The 18,902-nt window shown below is 67.1% G+C and carries 18 protein-coding genes; 7 read left to right on the top strand and 11 right to left on the bottom strand.

The features are described from left to right. Positions 1-88: 88 nt before the first annotated feature. The 3 genes from imuA to FAS41_RS13575 are packed head-to-tail and all read left to right on the top strand — an operon-like array spanning position 89 to position 5,206. Complete coding sequence (imuA, locus tag FAS41_RS13585) at positions 89-703, top strand: translesion DNA synthesis-associated protein ImuA (protein ID WP_138523023.1); 615 nt, start codon at positions 89-91, stop codon at positions 701-703. A 7-nt stretch (positions 704-710) separates the two neighbouring features. Next, positions 711-2,120: a Y-family DNA polymerase gene (locus tag FAS41_RS13580; RefSeq protein ID WP_138523021.1), complete on the top strand. Its 1,410-nt coding sequence runs from the start codon at positions 711-713 to the stop codon at positions 2,118-2,120. Beyond that, positions 2,117-5,206 carry an error-prone DNA polymerase gene (locus tag FAS41_RS13575; protein WP_138523019.1) on the top strand — a complete coding sequence of 1,030 codons (3,090 nt, stop codon included), beginning with the start codon at positions 2,117-2,119 and terminating at the stop codon, positions 5,204-5,206. Before FAS41_RS13580 ends, FAS41_RS13575 begins: the two co-directional genes overlap by 4 nt. Positions 5,207-5,359: 153 nt before the next feature. Here FAS41_RS13575 and FAS41_RS13570 read toward each other — a convergent pair whose 3' ends face one another. Beyond that, positions 5,360-5,734, bottom strand: a complete 375-nt coding sequence (locus tag FAS41_RS13570) for a hypothetical protein (RefSeq protein ID WP_138523017.1) — start codon at positions 5,732-5,734, stop codon at positions 5,360-5,362. A gap of 111 nt (positions 5,735-5,845) precedes the next feature. On the opposite strand from FAS41_RS13570, the gene FAS41_RS13565 reads away from it, so the two are divergent. After that, entirely contained in the window at positions 5,846-6,781 is a 936-nt protein-coding gene (locus FAS41_RS13565) for a LysR family transcriptional regulator (protein WP_138523015.1), read from the top strand. A gap of 79 nt (positions 6,782-6,860) precedes the next feature. After that, a complete protein-coding gene (lysA, locus tag FAS41_RS13560; protein WP_138523013.1) occupies positions 6,861-8,105 on the top strand; it encodes a diaminopimelate decarboxylase in 1,245 nt (414 codons plus the stop codon). Positions 8,106-8,277: 172 nt separating this feature from the next. Here lysA and FAS41_RS13555 read toward each other — a convergent pair whose 3' ends face one another. Then, entirely contained in the window at positions 8,278-8,727 is a 450-nt protein-coding gene (locus FAS41_RS13555; RefSeq protein WP_425467713.1) for an Lrp/AsnC family transcriptional regulator, read from the bottom strand. A 215-nt stretch (positions 8,728-8,942) separates the two neighbouring features. Between FAS41_RS13555 and FAS41_RS13550 the strand changes: the two genes are divergently transcribed. Beyond that, positions 8,943-10,625, top strand: coding sequence for a flavin monoamine oxidase family protein (locus FAS41_RS13550; protein WP_138523011.1), 1,683 nt, complete (start codon positions 8,943-8,945; stop codon positions 10,623-10,625). Positions 10,626-10,712: 87 nt separating this feature from the next. Beyond that, positions 10,713-11,498, top strand: coding sequence for a carbon-nitrogen hydrolase family protein (locus tag FAS41_RS13545; protein ID WP_138523009.1), 786 nt, complete (start codon positions 10,713-10,715; stop codon positions 11,496-11,498). Positions 11,499-11,716: 218 nt separating this feature from the next. On the opposite strand, the gene FAS41_RS13535 is transcribed toward FAS41_RS13545, so the two are convergent. The 9 genes from FAS41_RS13535 to FAS41_RS13495 all read right to left on the bottom strand — a co-directional run bounded on the left by FAS41_RS13535 (position 11,717) and on the right by FAS41_RS13495 (position 18,882). Next, the gene (locus FAS41_RS13535; protein ID WP_171049484.1) at positions 11,717-12,088 is read right to left on the bottom strand and encodes a cytochrome c3 family protein; all 372 of its coding nucleotides are present in this window, start codon (positions 12,086-12,088) and stop codon (positions 11,717-11,719) included. After that, entirely contained in the window at positions 12,085-12,789 is a 705-nt protein-coding gene (locus FAS41_RS13530) for a ferric reductase-like transmembrane domain-containing protein (protein ID WP_138523007.1), read from the bottom strand. The genes FAS41_RS13535 and FAS41_RS13530 overlap by 4 nt, the downstream gene beginning before the upstream one ends. 228 nt (positions 12,790-13,017) lie before the next feature. Continuing rightward, positions 13,018-13,968: a PDR/VanB family oxidoreductase gene (locus FAS41_RS13525; RefSeq protein WP_138523005.1), complete on the bottom strand. Its 951-nt coding sequence runs from the start codon at positions 13,966-13,968 to the stop codon at positions 13,018-13,020. 351 nt (positions 13,969-14,319) lie between these two features. Continuing rightward, positions 14,320-15,060, bottom strand: coding sequence for an SDR family NAD(P)-dependent oxidoreductase (locus tag FAS41_RS13520; RefSeq protein WP_138523003.1), 741 nt, complete (start codon positions 15,058-15,060; stop codon positions 14,320-14,322). A 10-nt stretch (positions 15,061-15,070) separates the two neighbouring features. Continuing rightward, positions 15,071-15,568, bottom strand: a complete 498-nt coding sequence (locus FAS41_RS13515; protein ID WP_138523001.1) for an aromatic-ring-hydroxylating dioxygenase subunit beta — start codon at positions 15,566-15,568, stop codon at positions 15,071-15,073. Then, positions 15,565-16,848: an aromatic ring-hydroxylating oxygenase subunit alpha gene (locus FAS41_RS13510; RefSeq protein WP_138522999.1), complete on the bottom strand. Its 1,284-nt coding sequence runs from the start codon at positions 16,846-16,848 to the stop codon at positions 15,565-15,567. The genes FAS41_RS13515 and FAS41_RS13510 overlap by 4 nt, the downstream gene beginning before the upstream one ends. A gap of 10 nt (positions 16,849-16,858) precedes the next feature. After that, positions 16,859-18,010, bottom strand: a complete 1,152-nt coding sequence (locus tag FAS41_RS13505; RefSeq protein ID WP_138522997.1) for an amidase — start codon at positions 18,008-18,010, stop codon at positions 16,859-16,861. Continuing rightward, the gene (locus FAS41_RS13500; RefSeq protein WP_425049020.1) at positions 18,007-18,507 is read right to left on the bottom strand and encodes a nuclear transport factor 2 family protein; all 501 of its coding nucleotides are present in this window, start codon (positions 18,505-18,507) and stop codon (positions 18,007-18,009) included. Before FAS41_RS13500 ends, FAS41_RS13505 begins: the two co-directional genes overlap by 4 nt. Before the next feature lie 3 nt (positions 18,508-18,510). Beyond that, positions 18,511-18,882 carry a hypothetical protein gene (locus FAS41_RS13495; protein WP_017516776.1) on the bottom strand — a complete coding sequence of 124 codons (372 nt, stop codon included), beginning with the start codon at positions 18,880-18,882 and terminating at the stop codon, positions 18,511-18,513. Positions 18,883-18,902: the final 20 nt, after the last annotated feature.

The raw sequence follows: 18,902 nt of genomic DNA, 5'->3' as shown, positions 1-18,902 counted from the left end.
GCAACCCCATGTTCATCCTCCCCATATCCCTTCCCTGGCCCTCCCGCCGGGCGCATGACCGTCGCCGCTCGCCGGCCGGGAGGCCGTGATGGGCAGCGTGGTCGCACTCGATACCCTGCTCCACCAGCGCCAGGTCTGGAAAGGCCAGCCCCAGGGCCTGCCGCCCAGCCAGCAGCCCACTGGCCATGCGGTGCTGGATGCCGCCCTGCCCACTGGCGGCTGGCCGGAAGCGGCGCTCAGCGAAATTCTCCTGGCCGCCGAGGGTACCGGCGAACTGCAACTGGTCTGGCCGACCCTTGCGCGACTCAGCGCGGCAGGCGAGCGCATCGTGCTGGTCGCCCCGCCCCATGTGCCCTACCCGGCCGCCTGGCAGGCCGCCGGCGTCGCACTGGAGCAACTCGCCATCGTTCAGGCCAGCGGCCGCGATGCGCTCTGGGCCGCCGAGCAGTGCCTGCGCTCGGGTAGTTGTGGCGTCGTGATGTGTTGGCCGCAGCAGGCCGATGACCGCGCCCTGCGCCGCCTGCAGGTGGCGGCTGAAACCGGGCAGACCCTGGCTATCGCCTACCGCTCGCAGCGCGAAGCGCTCAACCCGTCACCCGCCGCGCTGCGCCTGGCGCTGGACGCCAATCCGGCACAGCTGCGCGTACTCAAGTGCCGTGGCGGCCTGGCACCGGCGCGCCCCATCCCACTGCCCTGGCACTGAGGCCGGCATGCTCTGGGCCTGTATTCTCCTGCCACAGCTGGCGATGGACGGCGTGCTGCGCGGGCGTGCCGAACCGGACGCCGCCCTGGCGCTGCTCGCCGGGCCGACCCAGCGTCGCGTGCTGCAGGCGGTGAATCCGGCCGCGCGAGCGCTGGGCCTCAAGCCCGGCCAGTCGCTCACCGCCGCCCAGGCCCTGAGCCGCGATTTCGCCACCGCCGAGTACGACCTGCGCGACGTGCAGCGTTGGCAGGACCTGCTGGCCGCCTGGGCCTATGGCTTCAGCTCGCAAGTCAGCCAGCACTATCCACGCGCGCTGCTGCTGGAGGTGCAGTCCAGCCTGCAACTGTTCGGCCCCTGGCCGCGCTTCGAGGCACGCCTGCGCGAGGAACTGGACGGGCTGGGCTTTCGCCATCGCATCACCGCCGCGCCCAACCCAGCCGCCGCGCGCATCCTCGCCAACGGCCACGACGGCCTGGCGATCCACGACAACGAGCAGTTGCGCCAGTACCTGGGCAGGATGCCGCTGGAGCGCCTGGGCCTTGAGCGCGACGCCACCACCTCACTGGGCCGCATGGGCCTGCGCAGCCTGCAGCAACTGCTCGCCCTGCCGCGCGAGAGCCTGGCCCGGCGCTTCCCGCCACAGGTACTGCGCCAGGTCGACACCCTGCTCGGCCTGCGCCCGCTGGCCCTGGAGTACTACCGGCCGCCGGACCGCTTCGAGTCGCGCATCGAGCTGAACTTCGACGTGGAGTCCACCCAGGCCCTGCTGTTCCCGCTGCGCCGCCTGACCGGCGACCTCGCCGCCTTCCTCGCCGGGCGAGACAGCGGCGTGCAGCGCTTCGTCCTGCACCTGGAGCACCACGAAGGTGCCGACACGCCAATGCCGGTCGGCCTGCTCAGCGCCGAGCGCGAGGCGGCCATGCTCTTCGAACTGAGCCGTGGCCGGCTGGAGCAATTGCAACTGCGCGCCCCGGTACATAGCGTGCGACTTATCGCCGACGACCTGCCGCCCTTCGTGCCTCAGCACCGCGAGCTGTTCGACGACCGCCCGCAGCAATCCCAACCCTGGGAACAGTTGCGCGAACGCCTGCGCGCGCGGCTGGGCGACGACGCCGTGCACAGTCTCGGGGCACGCGCCGACCACCGGCCGGAGCGTGCCTGGCAGGATCAGTCCACCCCGCCCCGACAAGTCACCGACGTTCCGCGCCCCGGCTGGCTGCTGGCCGAGCCCCAGCCGCTGCGCGAATTCGCCCCGACCCTGCTGGCCGGCCCCGAGCGCATCGAGTCCGGCTGGTGGGACGGCGAGGACATCCGCCGCGACTACTACCAGGTACGCACCCGCAGCGGCCAGCGCGCCTGGGTGTTCCGCCCGGTGGGCGAAAAGGGGCCGCTGCTGCTGCACGGCTGGTTCGCATGAGCGCGCCGGATGAAGGCATCGGCTACGCCGAGCTGCACTGCCTGTCCAATTTCAGCTTCCAGCGCGGTGCCTCCAGTGCGGCCGAGCTGGTCGAGCGGGCGAAGAAGCTGGGCTACCGGGCGCTTGCGATCACCGACGAATGCAGCCTTGCCGGCATCGTCCGCGCCTGGCAGGCGGCGAAGGAGCAGGAGTTCATCCTCATCACCGGCAGCGAACTGAGCATCGAGCAAGGTCCGAAGCTGGTGCTGCTGGCCGAGAACCTCACGGGCTACGAGAACCTCTGTCGCCTCATCACCCACGCCCGCCGCCGCGCCGAAAAGGGCAGCTATCGCCTGGTGCGTTCGGATTTCGACGGCAATCTCGACCACCTGCTGGCGATCTGGCTGCCACAAGACGACCAGGACGACGACGGCCTCTGGCTGCGCGAGCGCTTCCCCAGGCGCCTGTGGCTGGGCGTCGAACTGCACAAGGGCCCGGACGACACCGGCAAGCTGCGTCGCCTGCAGGAACAGGCCGCGCGCCTGGGCCTCTCCGCCGTGGCCTGCGGCGACGTGCACATGCACATCCGTGGCCGCCGCGCCCTGCAGGACTGCATGACCGCCATCCGCCAGCACCTGCCGGTGCACGAGGCCGGCCAGTATCTCTACCCCAACGGCGAACGGCATCTGCGGCCGAAGGAGGCGCTGGCGGCGATCTACCCGGCCGAGTTGCTGACTGAGACCTTGAAGATTGCCGAGCGCTGCAGCTTCGATCTGGGCAAGGATGTGAAATACCAGTACCCGCGCGAGCTGGTTCCCGAAGGCCATACGCCCAGCACCTGGCTGCGGGAGAAGACCGAGGAAGGCATCCTTCTGCGCTGGAAAGACGGTGCTACCCCCGCCGTTCGCAAACGCGTCGAAGATGAACTGGCACTGATCGCCGAGCTGAAGTACGACAGCTACTTCCTCACCGTCCACGACATCGTCGCTTTTGCTCGCGGTGAGGGCATTCTCTGCCAGGGACGCGGCTCGGCGGCCAATTCGGTGGTGTGCTTCGCCCTGGGCATCACCGAACTGGACCCGTCCAAGGCCAAGCTGCTGTTCGAACGCTTCATCTCCCGCGAACGCAACGAGCCGCCGGACATCGACGTCGACTTCGAGCACGACCGCCGCGAGGAAGTCATCCAGTACGTGTTCCGTCGTTACGGCCGCAGCCGCGCCGCGCTCACCGCCGTAGCCAGCACCTACCGGGGCGCCGGCGCGGTGCGCGACGTGGCCAAGGCGCTGGGGCTGCCACCGGACCAGGTCGGCGCATTGGCCGACTGCTGCGGCGCCTGGAGCCGTGAGCCTCCGCCCCCCGAGCGCCTGGTGGAAGCCGGCTTCGACCCGGAGAGCCCGATCCTGCGCCGCGTGCTGGCGCTGACCGGCCAGCTGGTCGGCTTCCCCCGGCACCTGTCACAGCACCCCGGAGGCTTCGTCATCTCCCAGCAGCCGCTGGAAACCCTGGTACCGGTGGAAAATGCCGCGATGCCCGAGCGTACCCTGATCCAGTGGGACAAGGACGACCTCGACGCGGTGGGCCTGCTCAAGGTCGACGTGCTCGCCTTAGGGATGCTCAGCGCCCTGCGCCGCTGCTTCAACCTGATCGCCGATTATCGCGGCAAGCGCTGGACACTCGCCACGCTGCCGCAGGAGTGCAAGCAGACCTACGAAATGATCAGCCGCGCCGATACCGTCGGCGTATTCCAGATCGAATCCCGCGCGCAGATGGCCATGCTGCCGCGCCTGCGACCCGAGACCTTCTACGACCTGGTGATCGAAGTCGCCATCGTCCGCCCCGGGCCGATCCAGGGCGACATGGTCCACCCGTACCTGCGGCGGCGGAACAAGGAAGAGCCGGTCGTCTATCCCTCCGAGGAACTCAAGCCGGTGTTCGAGCGCACCCTGGGCGTGCCGCTGTTCCAGGAACAGGTGATGCAACTGGCGATCATCGCCGCCGAGTACACACCGGGCGAAGCCGACCACCTGCGCCGCTCCATGGCCGCCTGGAAACGCCACGGCGGGCTGGAGCCGCACCGCAAGAAGCTGTTCGAACGCATGACCGCCAAGGGCTATGAACAGGACTACATCGCGCGCATCTTCGAGCAGATCAAGGGCTTCGGCAGCTATGGCTTCCCCGAATCCCACGCCGCCAGCTTCGCCCTGCTCACCTACGCCAGTTGCTGGCTGAAGTGCCACGAACCGGCGGCCTTCACCTGCGCCCTGATCAACAGCTGGCCCATGGGTTTCTACAGCCCCGACCAGTTGCTGCAGGACGCTCGCCGCCACGGCCTGGAGATTCGCCCGGTGGACGTGCGCCACAGCCACTGGGACTGCACCCTGGAGCCCATCGCCGAACGCCAGCCGGCCATCCGCCTCGGCCTGCGCATGGTGCGCGGGCTGCGCGAGGACGTGGCCAATGCCATCGCCCAGGCACGCGATCAACGGCCCTTTGCGGACGTCGCCGATCTCTGCCTGCGTGCCCATCTCGACGGCCGCGCCCGCGAACAGCTGGCCGACGCCGGCGCCCTGCGCGGCCTCGCCGGCCACCGGCACAAGGCACGCTGGGCGATTGCCGGGGTCGAGCCGCAGTTGCCGCTGTTCGCCGGCCAGGTCACCGAAGAAGCACCCGTCAGCCTGCCACTGCCCAGCCGCGGCGAAGACCTGCTCACCGACTACGCGACCCTGGGCACCACCCTCGGCCCACACCCCATGACCTTGCTGCGCGGCGCCCTCAAGGCCCGGCGCTGCCGCAGCTCAAGGGAACTGGCGACGCTGGAAGCCGACCGCCCGGTGCGCGTCGCTGGCCTGGTGGTCGGCCGCCAGCGCCCCGGCACCGCCAGCGGCGTCACCTTCGTCACCCTGGAAGACGAGTTCGGCATGATCAACGTGATCGTCTGGCGCGACCTCGCCGACCAGCAGCGCAGGCCCTTCCTCAGCGCCCGCCTGATGCAGGTGGACGGCACCCTGGAAGCCAAGGACGGCGTGCGCCATGTGATCGCCGGGCGACTGACGGACTTGAGTGAGTTGCTGGAGGGGCTGGATGTGCGGAGTCGGGATTTCCATTGAGCCAACAGCGCGAAACGATTCGCGCAGGAATGCAGCTTCGTAGGATGGGTGGAGCGCAGCTTCGTAGGATGGCGTGGAGCGCAGCGATACCCATCAGCTCTCTGCACCAACCGCATGGGTATCGCTGCGCTCCACCCATCCTACCGAGAGTGCTTATCCACCCAGCAGGTAAAGGACCAGCTCACCCACCGACAACGAGAACAGGTATGGCCCGGTGAAACCGGCCCAGATGAGCAGCGCAACCGGCGTATAGAGCAGCACCAGCACCACGCGGGCGCGGCGGCTGCGGAGCATCAGCCAGAAGATCTGACCCAGCGCGAACAACGCGCCGCACAGAACGGCGGGATCGAAGATGGCGTGGAACCGGCCGTAATCGCTCAGCGCCCAGATATCGCTGCCCATGACCCGATACATCGCCAACGCCATGCCGGACGCGCCCAGCGCAATAGCCAGCAGAGCCCCTAGAAAAACCCAGCACGCCAGCCGGACCAGCCCTGGTTCAGCGGGCGCGGATTGTTCGCCTTCCATCAGCCTTGTCGCTCCTTCGCATGACGGCCCGACACTACACAACCCCGGCCGATTTGCGAAAGACCGCGCGGACGCCTTACGCTGCCGCCATTCCTCTTTCCGGCCCCGAGCATGATCACCCTCCGCCACATCGAAGTCTTCCGCGCGGTCATGACCACCGGCAGCGTCACCCGCGCGGCGGCGTTCCTGCATACCAGCCAGCCCACCGTCAGCCGCGAGCTGGCACGGCTGGAACAACTGGTCGGCTTCGAGCTGTTCCTGCGCGAGCGCGGACGGCTGGCGCCGACGGCGCGGGCGTTGATGCTGTTCGAGGAGGTGGAGCGCTCCTTCACCGGACTGGACCGCATCGTCGCCTTCGCCGGCAGCCTGGGGCAGTTCGCCGAGGGCAAGTTCTCCATCGGCTGCCTGCCGGCGCTGTCCCAGGCACTGCTGCCGGAAGCCTGCAAGCGCTTCAGCCGGGAGAATCCGGCGATCAGCCTGGAAGTGGCGGCGCTGGAGTCGCCGCACCTGGAGGAAGCCCTCAGCGCCCAGCACCACGACATCGGCCTGATCGAGAACGACGACGCCCCGCGTGGTACCGAGTTGCAGCCGCTGTTGGCGGTGGACGAAGTATGCATCCTCCCGGACGGCCATCCGCTGGTGGCCCGCGAGCGCCTGCAGGCGGCGGATTTTGCCGGCTTGCCCTTCGTCAGCCTGGCCACCAGCGACCGCTACCGGCACCTGATCGACGCGGTATTCCTCAGCGCCGGCGTACAGCGGCAAATGCAGGTGGAAACCCACAGCGCCGTCTCGGTGTGCAGCATGGTCCGCGCCGGCCTGGGCCTGGCCGTGGTCAACCCGATCACCGCGCTGATGTTCCAGGGCCAGGGCATCCAGCTGCGCCCGCTGGCCTTCTCGCTGCCGTTCCAGGTCAGCGTGGCGAAGCCGCTGTACCGCCCCGCCACGCCGCTGCGCGAGCGCTTCGTCGCGGCGCTCCAGGCAGAAGCCGGCGTACTGGTACAGCGCCTGCGCGAAGCCGGCGTCGGCTGCACCCTATATCAAAATTGAATTGACCAGATAACAAGCGGCATTATTCAGCCATGCAAAGGGCCGGTAGACTAGCGCCATCTATCTTCGGAGCCCATTCATGACTTACCTCGCCCTGCCCCGCGCCGAACAGCTCGCCCTGCAATTCGGCACCCCGCTGTGGATCTACGACGCAGCCACCATCCGCGGCCAGATCGAGCGCCTGAAGAGCTTCGATATCATCCGTTTCGCCCAGAAGGCCTGCTCCAACCTGCACATCCTGCGCCTGATGCGCGAACAGGGCGTGAAGGTCGACGCCGTCTCCCAGGGCGAACTGCTGCGCGCCCTGGCCGCCGGCTACTCGTGCCGTGAAGATGAATCCGAGATCGTCTTCACTGCCGACCTGCTGGACCGCACCACTCTGGAAACCGTGGTCGAGCACGGCATTCCGGTGAATGCCGGCTCCATCGACATGCTCCGCCAGCTGGGCGAAGTCGCCCCCGGCCACCCGGTGTGGCTGCGCATCAACCCTGGCTTCGGCCACGGCCACAGCAACAAGACCAACACCGGTGGCGAGCACTCCAAGCACGGCATCTGGCATAGCGACCTGCGCGCCGCCCTGGACGTGATCCGCGAACGCGGCCTGCGCCTGGTCGGCCTGCACATGCACATCGGTTCGGGCGTCGACTACGGCCACCTGGCCCAGGTCGGCGAAGCCATGCTCGGCCTGGTGCAGCAGGTGAAGGACGCCGGCCACGATCTGTCCGGCATCTCCGCCGGCGGCGGCCTGTCCATCCCCTACCGTGCCGGCGACCCGGAAGTGGACACCGCGCACTACTTCCAGCTGTGGGACAAGGCGCGCAAGGCCGCCGAGGCCGTGGTCGGCCACGCGCTGCACCTGGAGATCGAACCGGGCCGCTACCTGGTCGCCCAGTCCGGCTGCCTGCTCAGCGAAGTGCGCGCCACCAAGGATGCCGGCCGCAACCACTTCGTGCTGGTGGACGCTGGTTTCAACGAGCTGATGCGCCCGTCCATGTATGGCAGCTACCACGGCATCCGCGTACTGGCCGGCGACGTGGCCAGCCGCGAAGTGATCGACACCGTGGTGGCCGGCCCGCTGTGCGAGTCCGGTGACGTGTTCACCCAGGGCGATGGCGGCGTGGTCATCCCCCGTGCCCTGCCGCGCGCCCAGGTCGGCGACCTGCTGCTGATCGAAGACACCGGCGCCTACGGCGCGTCCATGTCGTCGAACTACAACAGCCGCCCGCTGATCGCCGAGGTACTGCTCGAAGGCGCCGAAGCGAAGTTGATCCGCCGCCGCCAGCGCGTGGAAGAGCTGCTGGCGCTGGAAGAAGAGCTGGGCTGATCGACAGAACAGGAAACATCGGCGCTGGGCAGTTCGCGAGCAAGGACTGGGCGTCCCCCTCGGTCCTACGAAGAGCACGCCGAGGCTGATTGCAGGAGCGAGCTTGCTCGCGAACCCACCCCACGCCGGCCCGGCCGGCGTGGTACTCGCCGCTACCGGGAAGGCACCCTTATCACCGATCGATGCGCGTCGACAGGATGATCGACGACATCGTCCGCTCCACCCCGTCCAGTGCCCCGATGCGGTCCAGCACCGCATCCAGGTCGCGGATCGATAGCGCCTCGACGATCACGATCATGTCGAAGTTGCCGCTCACCGAATGCAGCGTCTTCACCTCGGCGATCTTCTCCAGTGCCTGCACCACCTGGTGCGACAGCTTCGGCAGCGCCGTCACCAACACGTGGGCGCGCACCAGCGACTGCGCGTAGCTGTCCGACACCTTGATCGAATAGCCGCTGATGACGCCCTGCTGCTCCAGCCTTTCGATACGGCTCTGCACCGTGGAGCGCGACACGCCGAGCTTGCGCGCCAGCTCGGAAATCGACTCGCGGGCGTTGGCGCGCAGCAGGTTCAACAAGGCTGCGTCGGCGTTTTTCGTCATATTGCTCATGGTATTGGTCAATCTGCCTGAAAGCTCTCGCCAATCTTGCAGATTGTCAGGTTCATTTCAACGACGAGCTTTGCAATAGTGATTGCCAAGGCGAGCCCGGCAGCTCGCCATTTCTTTGCCCGCGCGCCATCCATCGACTGGCCTCTGCGGGCCGCGCAAAGCCTTGCCAAGCTGGTGATACAAGCCGGCGAGCCGCATAAGTCGAACAAGATTGAAGGGAGCCTTCCATGCACAAGAACCGCCACCCCCACACCCCCGGCAAGAAACCGGTAACCATCTTCGGCCCGGACTTCCCCTTCGCCTTCGACGACTGGATCGAGCACCCCGCCGGCCTGGGCAGCATCCCCGCCGAGCAGCACGGCCAGGAAGTGGCCATCGTCGGCGCTGGCATTTCCGGCCTGGTGGCAGCCTACGAGCTGATGAAGATGGGCCTCAAGCCGGTGGTCTACGAGGCATCGAAGATGGGCGGCCGGCTGCGTTCGGAAACCTTCCAGGGCGCCGACGGCATCATCGCCGAGCTGGGTGGCATGCGCTTCCCGGTGTCCAGCACCGCCTTCTATCACTATGTCGACAAGCTCGGCCTGGAAACCAGGCCCTTCCCCAACCCACTGACCCCGGCCTCGGGCAGCACCGTGGTCGACCTGGAAGGCACCAGCCACTACGCCGAGAAGATGGCCGATCTGCCGGAAATCTTCCGCGAAGTCGCCCAGGCCTGGGCCGACGCGCTGGAAAACGGCGCGCGCTTCTCCGAAATCCAGGACGCCATCCGCGAGCGCGACACGGTCAAGCTCAAGGCCCTGTGGGACGAGCTGGTGCCCAAGTGGGACGACCGCACCTTCTATGACTTCGTCGCCACCTCCAAGGCCTTCTCGCGCCTGTCCTACCGCCACCGCGAAATCTTCGGCCAGGTCGGCTTCGGCACTGGCGGCTGGGACTCGGACTTCCCCAACTCCATGCTGGAAATCTTCCGCGTGGTGATGACCAACTGCGACGACCACCAGCATCTGGTCGTGGGTGGCGTCGAGCAGGTACCGCGCGGCATCTGGAGCCACGTGCCGGAAAACTGCGCGCACTGGCCGGCCGGCACGTCCCTCGCCTCCCTGCACAACGGCGCACCGCGTCCGGGCGTGAAGAAAATCGCCCGCGCTGCCGATGGCACCTTCGCCGTCACCGACTACTGGGGCGATACCCGCCACTACGCCGCCGTCCTGGCGACCTGCCAGACCTGGCTGCTGACCACCCAGATCGAGTGCGAGGAAGCGCTGTTCTCGCAGAAGATGTGGATGGCCCTGGACCGCACCCGCTACATGCAGTCCTCGAAGACCTTCGTGATGGTCGACCGGCCGTTCTGGAAGGACAAGGACCCGCAGACCGGCCGCGACGTAATGAGCATGACCCTCACCGACCGCCTGACCCGCGGCACCTACCTGTTCGACAATGGCGACGACAAACCCGGGGTGATCTGCCTGTCCTACTCCTGGATGAGCGACGCCATGAAGATGCTCCCGCACCCGGTGGAGAAGCGCGTGCAGCTGGCCCTGGACGCCCTGAAGAAGGTCTACCCCAAGGTCGACATTGCCGGGCATATCATCGGCAACCCGATCACCGTGTCCTGGGAGGCCGACCCGCACTTCCTCGGCGCCTTCAAGGGCGCACTGCCGGGCCACTACCGCTACAACCAGCGCATGTACGCACACTTCATGCAGGAGGACATGCCCGCCGAGCAGCGCGGCATCTTCATCGCCGGTGACGACGTGTCCTGGACCCCGGCCTGGGTGGAAGGCGCGGTGCAGACCTCGCTCAACGCCGTGTGGGGCATCATGAAGCACTTCGGTGGCGCCACCCATCCGCAGAACCCCGGCCCGGGCGACCGCTTCGCCGAACTGGGCCCGATGGAACTGCCGGACTGATTCCGGGCTGACGAAGAGCGCCTCGCATGAGAGCGGGTTCAGGTGCACACTGCCTGACCCGCTCGCGTTTTTTCCAAGGAGACCATCATGTACCTCGCCCTCTACCAGTGCCCTCCCGGCCCCGAGGATGTCGCCGGCAACCTGCTGCGTCTGGAGCAGGCCGCGCAGCAGGCGGTGCAGAACGGCGCGGACCTGCTGGTCCTGCCGGAGATGTTCCTGTCCGGCTACAACATCGGCGCCAAGCGTGTCGCGGAACTGGCGGAAAGCTGCGACGGCCCGTCCGCCCTGCGCATCGCCGAGATCGCCCGCCAGCACAAGCTCTGCATCCTCTATGGCTACCCCGAGCGCGACGGTGACGCCATCTTCAACAGCGTGCAGCTGATCGACCGCCAGGGCGAGCGCCGCGCCAACTACCGCAAGACGCACCTCTACGGCGACCTCGACCGCAGCCAGTTCAGCGCCTCCGACGAGCCGCCGGCGATCTTCGAGCTGGACGGCTGGAAGGTCGGCCTGCTGATCTGCTTCGACGTGGAATTCCCCGAAGCCGTGCGCACCCTCGCCCTGGCCGGCGCAGACCTGGTGCTGGTGCCCACCGCCAACATGCGCCCCTACGAATTCGTCGCCCAGGTGCTGGTGCCGACCCGCGCCTTCGAGAACCAGGTGTTCCTCGCCTACTCCAACTATGTCGGCAGCGAGGGCGAAATCGAGTACTGCGGCCTGAGCAGCATCGTCGCCCCGGATGGCCAGGTGTTGACCAAGGCCAAGCACAGCGAGGAGCTGCTGGTGGCCGAACTGGACCCGCAGCGCATCGCCCTGGCGCGCGAGGGGTACAGCTATGTGCACCTGCGGCGACCGGTGCTGTATCGCAGCTGAAAAGAGCCCGGCATCACGCCGGGCTTTCTTCATCGGTGCTGCAACTTCTCTTGTAGGAGCGAGCTTGCTCGCGAACAGATTCGTCCGCAGCTTCGGCGTCAGGCGGGTTCGCGAGCAAGCTCGCTCCTACAGGTTAGGCATTCATCCAACCGTAGGGCGCATAACCCGGAACGGGTTATCCGCCGCAATGGCGGATAACGCCTCAGGCGTTATGCACCCTACGGTTTGGATTTCTCCGTTGAGTCGCGGTGGCACGCCTGGCAGCTGCGCACCGGTCCACTGGCGTGGAAGGCTTGCAAGCGTTCTAGATGGCAGCTCTGGCAGAGCTGATGGAAGTCCGCTTCGATGCGCACGGCCAGCGCCGGGCTCTGCTTGTGGCAGAGGATGCAGGTGCGGTTGCCGGAAACCGAAGGCGACTGGTCCTTGTAATCGTGGTGGCAGGTGATGCAGTTCACCGAAGCGTGCGGCTCATGGGGGAACGCCAGCGGCATCAGCGGGCGGCCTTGCTGCCAGTGCTCATGGGCAAACCACGCCCCCGCCGACAGCGCCACGCCAGCGGCGACGCAAAGACCGATCCAGGTTCGCTTCACAGTGGCAGCTCCACATTCGCCAACAGGCTGTAGAGCGCCGACATCCCGACGATCACGATGCTGGCCGCCAGCGCGAACCAGGTGGCCCTTTGCGCGGTATTTCGCTTACGACCGCTGATGCCGTTGCCAGGTTTTGGCAGGCGCGGCCAGACGGCCACCACCAGTATCAGCGCGACCAGCAGCACGCCCTTCCAGACACCGCCGCTGTAGTAACCCGCACCGAGCACATGCACGGCCATCAGCAACAGGGCGAGCAGGCTGCCACCGTAGTGCCAGCGACGGAACGACGCCGCACTGCTGCTCCAGCGCGGGCGGACACGGCTCAGGCTGGAAATTGCCAGCACCAGCATCAGAACCGCCGACGCCAACCCGGCCAGCATGTAGCCCGGTGCGGAGGGAAGCAGGTCTTCGATCAGCAGGGGTTCATCGACCAGCAGCACGACGATGTGTACCAGCAGCAATGCGATGGCGACAAAGCCCAGGTCGCGGTGCAGGCGCAGGAAGAACTTGCCCTCATAGAGCGGGCGAGGCTGAGGGCGGCCACCGATGATGAAGAGCAGCCCCAGCAGGCAGCCACCGAGCAACCCGGCGGCATTGGCGAAATCCCAGGCATAGCCGAGCCCCGGCATGGCGCCGAGCCCGAGCAGGACGGCGACCGGCAGCAGGCAGCCGAGCGCCAGGCGCGCGATCAGCGCAGGCATGGGATCTCCGAACGAGGGATTCGTCGTCGGAGGCTAGCAAGCGCCGACGGCGTGCGAGTGTCGCTGTCTGCCAGACGAATTGCCAGCTGTGCCACCGCGCGCCGATCTTTCCTTGTAGGACGCCGGGGTCCGTAGGATGGGTGGAGCGCAGCGATACCCATGCTGCCTGGTGCAGAAGAATGATGGGTATCGCTTCGCTCCACGCCATCCTACGCAGAGCGGTCCGGCTTACAGGTCGAGCACCAGCCGCGCGGATTTGGCTCGCGAGACGCAGGCGCAGATCTGCTTGTTGGCGGCCTTCTCCTTGTTCGACAGGCAGTTGTCGCGGTGCTCCGGCTCGCCTTCCAGCACTTCGACGATGCAGGTGCCGCAGATGCCTTCGCGGCACTCGGTGTCGATGTCGCAGCCATGGGCCTGCAGCACGTCCACCAGCGTCGAGTCCGCCGGTACGTGAAGTACCACGCCGGAACTGGCCAGTTCCACCTCGAAGGAACCGGCCGGCGCCGAGTTGGCGGCCGGGTCGGCCTGGAAGTGCTCCAGGTGGATGGCGTCTTCCGGGCGGCTGCGCGCCGCGATCTCCACTACCTTGTTCATGAACGGCGCCGGGCCACAGGTGTAGACGTGGGCCTGCTTCGGCGCGCGCTCCAGGCACTCGCCCAGCACGCGGTCGAGGTCAGCGGGTTCGACGCCGTAATGCAGCTCCACCTTGCCGGCAAACGCCTCGCTGGCCAGCAGCTCGACGAAGGCCGCGTGCTCGGCGGAACGGGCAAAGTAGTGCAGGCGATAGGGTTCGCCCTTGGCGTTCAGGCGATAGGCCATGCTCAGCAGCGGCGTGACGCCGATACCGGCGGCGAACAGCACATGCTCGCGAGCTTCCGCTGCCAGGCGGAACAGGTTACGCGGCGCGCCGATGTCCAGCTCTGCGCCTTCCTGCACGTCGTGCAGCGCACTGGAGCCGCCACGGGAAGCGCCCTCCTTCTTCACCGCCACCAGGTAAGCGGAGCGGTCGTCCGGCGGGCTGCACAACGAGTACTGGCGCGTCACCCCGGTGGGCCCGGTGACGTCGACATGGGCGCCCGGCTCGTAAGTGTCGAACGGCTGGCCATCACAACGTACGAGGCGGAAGGAGCGGATATCCTGCGCTTCCTCGACGATCCTTTCGATTCTGACCTTCATCATGGCGTTACCTGCAAGGCGTTGGGTACGGGCTCTGTGGCCCCTTTCCCGGCCTCTTTGTGACGAGCGGACGGGTGTTTCGGTTGGTTAATGGAGCGGGCCGGGGCCCACTCGGAAAGTTGGGAGTGGACGGTTGTTCCCTCTCCCCCGCCCTGGCTGCGCGCCCCGCTCCGAAGGGAGAGGGAGTGGTCCGTGCCGGCTGACGCTGAGGATTCAACCTGCACCGATCAGTCCCCTCTCCCGCTTGCGGGAGAGGGTCAGGGAGAGGGGCTCTTCAGTTCCCCCACTCAAGCTCAGGCCAAGCGTAGGGCGCATAACGCGCAGCGTTATCCGCCGTCCGCTCAGCCCAGACCCTCAGCGCATGAACAACCCACCATTGATATCCCAGCAGGCCCCCGTGACCGAACCGGCATTCTCCGCACACAGCAGCAAAACGCTGTCGGCGATGAAGGTCGGGTCGCCCAGGCGGCCGGCGGGGATGGTCTTAAGGATCTGTTCCAGGCGCTCGGGCGCGACGCTTTCGTAGACCACCGGCAAGTCCAGCGGCCCTGGCGAGATCGCATTGACGGTCACGCCCTGCGCCGAGAGCTCGCGGGCGAACACCTTGGTCAGGGTCGCCACGCCACCCTTGGCCGCGGCGTAGTGGCCGCCGGTGGCGGTGCCGCCGTTCTGCCCGGCCAGCGAGGCGATGTTGACGATGCGGCCGAAGCCGCGCGCGGCGAAATGCGAGCCGAACACCTGGCAGGCGACAAAGGTGCCGCGCAGGTTCACCGCCATGGAGGCGTCGAAGTCCTCCGGGCTGATGTCCATCAGCGCGGCCACCTTGGACATCCCGGCGTTGTTCACCAGGATGTCGGTGCCGTCCCAAAGCTCGGCAAGCACGTCGCGGGCACGTTCGAAGTCAGCCTTCTCCCGCGCATCCAGCTTCAAGCCAATGGCCGTCTGGCCTTTCGGGTCCAGCTCATCGGCCAGGCGCTGTACCGCCTCCTCATTGAGATCGGCCAGCGCCACGCGCAGGCCGGCGGCGTGCAGGCGGCGCGCGATGACTTCGCCAAGCCCGCGCGCGGCGCCAGTTACCAGGGCTACTCGTTGCATGGCGCGGCCCTCAGAGCAGGAAGCCGAGCGCGTTGAGCGCGTCTTCGGCGTTGATCAGGCGGATCACCTTGCGCTCCAGTCGCGGCTGGCCGTCGACAAAGCGGATGCGGTGGTTCAGGTCGGCAATAAAGGGCGTCGCCACACCGCGCTTGTAGGCGTAGAGCACCTGCGCCGAGTTCACCTCGACCACATCGCCCGCCGCTTCCACCAGGGAAAAGCGCGAAACCGTGCGCACGGTCTTCGCCGCATCCACCGCCGACGGCGAATGGCCGCCGGTGAGGCGTTCGATACGCAGCGCACGCATGCGCGCGTCGTCGAAGACGTAGTTCAGGCGCGAGGCGAAGTCATCGTCCTCACCGTCGATCGGCACCACGTAGACGCCGTCTTCGCTCCACAGCTGCGACCACTGCGCGTAGTCCTTGCGGTCAAGCAGCTCGGCTTCGCGCCAGACGAATTCGATGGCCTTGGCCAGCGGGCCGGAGAAACCGTTCAGGGTGTCGTTGCTCATTGGCTCATCATCCTTTTCCACATCTGGTACGCCTCGCGCATGCCGCCCTCGTCGGTGGCGTGGGAGACCTTGTCGCCGTTCTCGGCAACCACTTCGCGGTTCAGGCCACGATTGACCAGGATCGGCGCGTCGACGCCGGCATAGGAGCCACGCTGCACACGGTCCCAGGCCTCGGCGTCATCCGGGCTGCCGAAGCCGAACGGGCCCTGGAAGTGCTCGTGGATGCGCATGCGCTCGCGGTTGGCGATTTCCGGGCCGCCGTCCATGCCCAGGGCGACGTGGCGAATCTCAGTCTCGGTGACGGAGATCGGCCGCAGCACGCGGAAGAACGACATCGACATGGCCACGTTGGGGAACAGGTTGAGGTTGAAGCCGGCACCATGCAGCGAGCGAACGATGCGGCGCACCTGTTCCGGCTGCATGGTCTTCGACAGTTCCTCGGTGACGTGGGCGAAGCGCTCCTGCAGCTGCTCGGTGCCGTCGTCGTGGTCGAGGTCGACGTGCTCGGGAACCATCACCATCACGCTGTGGCCGTTGCCCAAGGCGTGGGTGACCGCCTGCTCGTCGCTCATGAACGAGAGCATCTCCTCGGTCTCTTCATCCACCGAGGACATGAACGACTTGTGCACGATGGGGAAGTGGTAGCCGTCGGTGGTGTTTTCCAGCTGGATCTTCCAGTTGCCGCGGAAGGTGAACTTGTGTTCGCCCTGGGTCTTGATCGGGTAGCCGGCGCCCTGCCTCATGAACAGGTCCATCCAGTGCTTCGCCCCGCCGAGGAAGTCTTCCAGCGGCTCGATCTCGTCGTTGTAGGTGGCGAACACCATGCCGGCGTAGCTTTCCACGCGCAGGCTGGTCAACGGCAATTCGGACTTGTCGAGGATGTCCTCGTAGCCATCCGGGTACGGCAGCGCGCGCAGCTTGCCGTCCAGCGCGTAGGACCAGCTGTGGTACGGGCAGGTGAAACCGGTGGCGTTGCCCTTGTGCTTTTCGCAGACGGTGGCGCCACGGTGGCGGCAGCGGTTTTCCAGGACGTTGATGTTGCCCTTCTTGTCGCGCACCACGATCACTGGGCGGCGGCCGACGCTAGTGGTCTTGAAGTCACCGGCGTTGCGCACTTCGCTTTCGTGGGCGACCCACACCCAGGTGCGGTAGAAGATCTTGTCCATCTCCGCTTCGAACAGCTGCGGGTCGTTGTACAGCGAAACATCGACGCGGTCGTCGCCGACCAGCTCTTCGACGCTGCGCGACCGGGCGATCAGCCGGTATTCGTGAGCGCTCATGCCCATCTCCTCATGCCGATTTCTTATGTTTTGGCGCAGGCCGCGTGGCGGCCAGGCTGTGTTCGAGTTGCGCGCCGAAGGCGCAGACGCGTTCGTCGTCGCCCTTGCGGCCGACGATCTGCAGGCCGACTTTCAGCCCGCCGCAATCCAGGTCCACCGGCACGGTCAGCGCCGGGTGTCCGCTGAGGTTGAAAGGCCGCACCAGAGGCGTCATGCCGGCCACCGACTTGCCGTTGCGCGCATCGCTGAGCAGCGGCGGCAGGTCGGGCATGGTCGGCAGCAGCAGGACTTCGAAATCCTCCAGCGCGGCGTCGATGGCGCGGGTGAAGTGCTCGCGCACCTTCTCCGCCTCGGCGCGCTCGGCGTCTGTAGTGCGGCTGGCCAGCAGCAGGCGCTGCTCGACGTCGGCGCCGATCAGGCCCTTGCCGGTCAGCGCCGCGTAGGCGGCCCAGTTTTCGTGATTGATCACCACCAGCCCGGCCTGGAAGGCCGCCTCGAACTCGCCGAGGAACAGGTGGCTACGGCGCCAGCCAGCGCGGTCGGCGGCGGCACCCAGGCAAGCCTGGATGTGCGGCGCGGACGGCACTTCAAGGAAGGCCACGCGGGCACCCTCGCCCGGCAGCTGCACGTCGCCGAAACCGGGGCAGATAACCTGCATGGCGGCGATCAGGTCGGCCATGTTGGCGGCAAACGGGCCGACGCAATCCAGGCTGCTCTGCGCCGGGTGCACGCCGTCGCGGCTGACGCGGCCGAAGGTCGGCTTCAGCCCGGCGATACCACAGCAAGCCGCCGGCACGCGCACCGAACCACCGGTGTCGGTGCCCAGCGCAATGTCCGCCAGGCCCGCCGCCACGGCGGACGCGGAACCGCTGGACGAGCCGCCGGGCACGCGGTCCGGCGCCATCGGATTGATCGGCGTACCGGTCCAGTCGTTGATGCCCGTGACGCCGAAGGCCAGTTCGTGAAGGTTGGTCTTGCCGACGATCTGCCAGCCGGCGCTCAGCACGGCGTCGACCACGAAGGCGTTGCGCTCGGCCGGCGCGGCATCGGCCAGCGCGCGGGTGCCGCAACGGGTCGGGTGGCCGGCGATGTCGATGCTGTCCTTGACCGCGACGCGTTTGTCGCCACTACCGAGAATGAATTCGCTGACGAAGGTGCTCATGCGCGGCCCTCCTCGACTTGGCCCAGCAGGCGTTGCGACAGGCGCTGGGTACGGAAGTGGCTGATCTGCCAGCGCCCGTCGATCTCGCGGAAATCGATGTCCAGGCGCGTGCCGAACAGCTCGGTGTGGCCCTCGGCATAGGTCGAGAGCTGCTGCATGATCCACTGCCCGCGCGCGGTGCGACCGTCGACGCGGATCGACTCGCTGGTGAGGAAGTGCAGGTTCAGCGTGAAGTGCGGCGACGGCGGCAGGTAGCCGAAGACGAACGCGGCGATGGCCTCGCGGCCCTGATGATGGCCGAAGGTCTGCGCGGTGGAAGTGCCAATGCCCTCCCACACCGCATCCTCGCTGAACAGTTCGGCCAGCTCGCTCATCGCCACCGGCGCGTGCGGCACGTCGCAGAGGTCCATGTAGCGGGCCATCAGCCGGCGCACCTGGCTTTCCCCTTCGAGGGTCTCCAGGCGGCGGTTCAGCTCGGCCATGCTCAGGCTGCTCATGGCTCAGGTCCGCGCGGCTTCGGGAATGGTCAGCGGACGGCCAATGCGCGCCTCGACCTTGGCGTACTTCCACAGGCTGTACTCGCCCACCGGGGTGGTGCGGAACAGGTTGCAGGCGTCGATCACGGTCTGGTGGCAATCGACGTCGGCCATGATGTAGACGGTCCAGGGCGAGGTGGTGGACGGGCCGACCATCAGGCGGTCGTCATCCAGCACGCCGAGCACGTTCATGCCCGGCAGCGCGCCGAGGTCGCTCATCATCTGCGAGAAGCCTTTCCACACGGTGATGCCTTCACCGGTGGGCAGGTCGAAGAACGGTTGGGCGATGCCGATGCAGAACAATACGCGCAAGGGTTCGGTGGTCGGACGAGTCATGTTTCTGGGTCCTTGTTCTT

Source organism: Pseudomonas nicosulfuronedens (assembly GCF_005877905.1).
GTDB classification, from domain to species: domain Bacteria; phylum Pseudomonadota; class Gammaproteobacteria; order Pseudomonadales; family Pseudomonadaceae; genus Pseudomonas; species Pseudomonas nicosulfuronedens.
The sequence above is the reverse complement of the archived record's forward strand: the minus strand, read 5'-3'. Positions and strand labels throughout refer to the sequence as shown.